The sequence below is a fragment of the Caballeronia terrestris genome (assembly GCF_001544515.1).
GTDB lineage: Bacteria > Pseudomonadota > Gammaproteobacteria > Burkholderiales > Burkholderiaceae > Caballeronia > Caballeronia terrestris.
On sequence record NZ_FCOL02000173.1, the window covers coordinates 1 to 4,343 of the forward strand.

The following is a 4,343-nucleotide window of genomic DNA, read 5'->3' on the forward strand; positions in this document are numbered from 1 at the left end:
GATCTGGCGAGGTTTGCGAAGACTCATCGATATTCAACTCGGCTTTGAACTCGCCAAAAATTGTGGGTAATCGAAAGGGATGCGGGTGCTCTTGAAGGCGGCGCTGGTCATCGTCATCGTATTGCCTGACACGACACATTACCTTGCGCAGGGCACCACGTCCGCGGCATCGTGGACGGGCACGTGGTCGATGGCGCCCTCCATCACCAACGATTCCGGCTTCAACAACCAGACGGTGCGGCAGATCGTGCGCACGAGCATCGGCGGGACGTCGGCGCGGATCCGCGTGTCGAACCTTTACGGCACCACGCCCCTCGTGATCGGCAATGCGCGCGTCGCTCGACGCGCCCAAGGTCAGCAAACGGTAACTGGCAGCGACCGCGCCGTCACGTTCGGCGGGCAGTCTAACGTGACGATCGCCGCGGGCGCGTCGGTCGTGAGCGATCCGGTCGCTTTCCAGGTCCCTACCCTCTCCGACGTCGCTATAAGCCTCTATTTTCCCTCGCAGACCCCCGCGCGGTCTACCGGGCACGTCGACGGCTTGCAGGACGTCTACGTCGCTTCTGGGGACGTTAGCGCCGATCCCGCCTTCGCCGGCGGGGTCACGAATGCCGCGGGCGGCCAGTCGTACTACTTCCTCACGAACCTCGACGTATTGAACGATGCCGCGACGGGCTCGGTCGTCGCGTTCGGCGCCTCGATCACGGACGGCTTCAGGTCGACCGCCAACAGCAACCTGCGCTGGCCCAATCGCCTCGCGGTGCGGCTGCAACAGGTCGGCATGACCGTAGGCGTGCTGAACAAGGGCATCAGCGGCAACAACTTCTTCACCGATAGTTCCGGACAGGCCGGCCTCACGCGCTTCGATCGCGACGCCCTCCAGCAATCGGGCGCGAAGTGGGTGATCATCTCCGACGACGCGATCAACAACCTGAACACCGACAACCCTTCGGCGGCGCCGCAGCTGATCAGCGCATTGCAGCAGCTGATTGCGCAGGCTCATCGCGTCAACATCAAGGTGATCTGCTCGACGCTCACACCGTTCAGCGCAACCGGCGATATCGAAGCGGCGCGCCAGCAAATGAACGCATTCGTCCTGAGTTCGGCGAGCGGCTGCGACGCGGTGCTGGATCAGGCGCAGGCGGTGAGCGATCCAGCCAATCCCGCCGCCTTGCTGCCGGCCTACGACAGCGGCGATAACCTGCATCCGAACGATGCGGGCTTGCAAGCGATCGCCAATGCGCTGGATCTCGATGCGCTCGCGGCCCTGCCGCCGATCCGGGCGCCGTCAGCGTGCGGCCAATTGGCACCGGGCCAGGGTCTCGCGCGTGGCCAGAAGCTGTCATCGTGCGACAACCGCTTCAATCTCAACATGCAAGCCGATGGCGAGCTGACGGTGACGCTGTCGGGCGCGACGCTATGGTCGGCCGGCACGAGCGGGGCGGCGGCAGTCGAAGTGCGGATGCAGGAAAACGGCAACCTCGTCACCTTCGATGCCAACGGGACGCCCGTCTGGGAAAGCGGCCCGCCGGACAATTGGGACGCCTATACGCACATGCAAAACGACGGGAATCTCGTCATCTATACGCGCAGCGGCGCGGTATGGGCGTATCGATAGGAACGATTCGACGCGTCTCGGTGTCCCGCTATCGCCTCGTGGGCACGAGGCGACTCACTTCCGCGACCATGTCAGACGATCTGTTCATGCAGTCTTCGCGCGGCGGCATTGTTCTTCCGTATCTTCTTTTTGTCGGACTTGAAGAAGAGGATATCCAGCGCTGCCAGCAACGAGAATGCGACCACGCGACCAAACAATCGTCCCGATGTGCTTAAAATTGTCATATGCCCTCCGACAGTTAAGGTCGTTCTGATGCCGACACTCGTCGCGCTTTCTGGCCGTTCTCAATGTTGACTTCGGGTTCGGTGCAGCAGTCGTTGATGGATGGCGATGACGCGCTCGCGCTCGGCAAACACACAGGCCCAGCCAGTTCAAATCTCCTTCTCCAATAACGCTATGACGGTATCACAGGTTCGATTGCGCCGAGAAAACGTGGTGCCGTTGTGAACGGACAAATTGGAGACCGACTCTCTTCGCTGAGGGTCCGGCATTGCTTTAGTATCGGGTTTCTAGCGACGGCTCGAACTATCGGGTTTCCAGCGACGTTCATCGATCGAGCAAGGGCACTATCGGGTTTCTAGCGATACTTCTCTTGATTAAGAAAGATTAAAAAAGATTAGCGTCGGTGAAGTTTTGGTTTAAGTCATTGATTTTTTTACTGAATCTATGATCTTTCGATCGCTAGTTACCCGATACCATCGTCGCTGAGAACCCGATGCTACGTCGCTGGAAACCCGTCTTCGTTCGTTGAAAACCCGAACGCCGCCTATCGCTGGAAACCCGATAGTTATCCACAGCGACATCGACGCGCCGGGAACAAATCGAATTTTGACCATCGCTGGAAACCCGATACGAGACGCTTGATCGAGCCCTGAAGATTCATATACTGAGGCGCATGACAAATCCCGTTGAACTCGCGAAAAAAATGGCCGAAAGAGCAATGACGAACACCGTCAAAGGCCGAGCATCTGTATCGGCTGCTGCGACGCTCACGCAAATCCCGTTATGGCCACCGAACGTTCGCGGCATGCCGAACTCACTGGCTCGGTCTGCACTTTTCAACGTGAACAAGGCATCGGCCCCGCGAGAGCACTATCGAGGCAAGGAAATCGCGAGCGTTGACGGGACCACCATCACGCTCAAAGGCGAAGAATTGCGGCAGGATGACGCCGACGTCTTTCTTGAAATTCTGCATCTTGCACGCGACACGCAATTGTCTGAGCGGGTTGAATTCACGGGCTATGCAATGTTGAAGCTGCTTGGATGGGACACTTCGAGCAAGGGTTACGCACGCCTCGTGACGACAATCGAGAGACTGCAGCAAAGCACTGTCAACGTGAAATTCGATGGAAATAAGAAAGGCTTCCAAGGGCAGTTGGTTCGGAAGTTTCTGTGGAGAGATGGCGCGGAAACAGGAACGGACGGCAAGACACGCTGGACCGCCTACATCGAACCTGAGATCGCGTCGTTGTTTAGCCACGACGATTACACGCGCCTAGCCCGGGAGCAGCGACAGCGCCTCAAATCCGAGCTTTCGAAGTGGTTGCATAGCTACTATCACACACACGCAGTGCCGTTTTCACACAAGGTCGCATTTATTCACCAACAGTGCGGATCGCAGACCAAAGCGCTTTCTCATTTCCGCGTGAACCTGAAAAAGGCGCTCGAAGAGCTTGTTCGACTCGGATTTCTCGTCTCTTGGCGCATTGACGCGACTGATCTTGTGCACGTTGTTCGAGTCGGCGCGCGTCGCGTCGCCAATTAATCTCGCCCCCTCTTAGTATCACTTCTGCGCCGGGGTGTGTCAGACGTCTGCGGCGACGCTTTGTGACCGACTCATGCATCGCTCAGGAGCAGCATCCAAAGGCTCGCTTCCAGCCGACACGAGGCACTCATGCCTTGATACGTGCCGCAATCGTCGCGCGTAGCCAGGCCGTGTAGGCCGTACGCTCGAGCACATCCTTGAATGTCCCCGTTTCGTTCTGGTATGAGATGCCTTTTCCGCCATCGGCAAGGTACTTGGCCGCCAGTTTTCTCCGCTCTGCAATCGAAAGTGCCTTGATCGCCGCCGAAGTTTCGCGAGCTCGAGCATCGGCCGCAGCTTCCACCGTCTTCTTTTTTTCTTCCTGGGACTTGGCCGCAGCTATCTTTTCTTCCTGCAATCGCTCCAGTGGACTGATCTCGAGGTTATTACCATTTTCGAAAATGCTGCGCGCATACCCCCCTGGGCTTCCGCTAATTTGATTCTTTCGAGCTTTTTCTTCGACGTAAATCGCTGTCTGAAGCGCTCTGGCGGGTTCCTGCTGTATCCAGGTGATGGCCAATCGATCACCTATGCCGAGCGCCGTGAGCCGTCTGAACGAGTCGGATGCACGAATCTTGTCCTGATCGTCTTCATCGCCGCCGTCATACACGGACTTCTGCGGATTCTCAGCGACGAGGAAGCGGATCTCGGCCACTCGACGCGCCTCGCGCTTGTACTCGGGCGTAACGAGGATGTTCGAAACCAGATTGACTTCTTTGACAGCTTTCTTGATCACTTCGCTGGAGAAGTGCTTGAATTCGTCATACATGCTGGCGTCGGCGCCCAGGAGACGTCTCCACGTTTCGACGGAAATCCAGCCCGTAGAGCCTGTGCGCTTGAATCTGAGACAGTTTTCATAAAGCGCGAGGGCATAGCCTCCGCTGAATTGCCGCTGGACGTTGATGTTGATCAGTGTGTAGA

Annotated in this window: 4 protein-coding genes; 2 read left to right on the plus strand and 2 right to left on the minus strand. The window is 57.8% G+C overall.

Annotated elements, in window-relative coordinates; genetic code table 11:
• Positions 1-79: 79 nt before the first annotated feature.
• Positions 80-1,618, plus strand: coding sequence for a GDSL-type esterase/lipase family protein (locus tag AWB67_RS34605; protein ID WP_087660446.1), 1,539 nt, complete (start codon positions 80-82; stop codon positions 1,616-1,618).
• A 71-nt stretch (positions 1,619-1,689) separates the two neighbouring features.
• Here AWB67_RS34605 and AWB67_RS41115 read toward each other — a convergent pair whose 3' ends face one another.
• The gene (locus AWB67_RS41115; protein ID WP_159965092.1) at positions 1,690-1,842 is read right to left on the minus strand and encodes a hypothetical protein; all 153 of its coding nucleotides are present in this window, start codon (positions 1,840-1,842) and stop codon (positions 1,690-1,692) included.
• 671 nt (positions 1,843-2,513) lie between these two features.
• On the opposite strand from AWB67_RS41115, the gene trfA reads away from it, so the two are divergent.
• Positions 2,514-3,383, plus strand: coding sequence for a plasmid replication initiator TrfA (gene trfA, locus AWB67_RS34610; protein WP_087660447.1), 870 nt, complete (start codon positions 2,514-2,516; stop codon positions 3,381-3,383).
• A 127-nt stretch (positions 3,384-3,510) separates the two neighbouring features.
• Here the strand turns inward: trfA and AWB67_RS34615 are convergent.
• Positions 3,511-4,343: replication initiation protein (locus tag AWB67_RS34615; protein WP_087660448.1), on the minus strand; the 833-nt coding region annotated here is incomplete at its 5' end.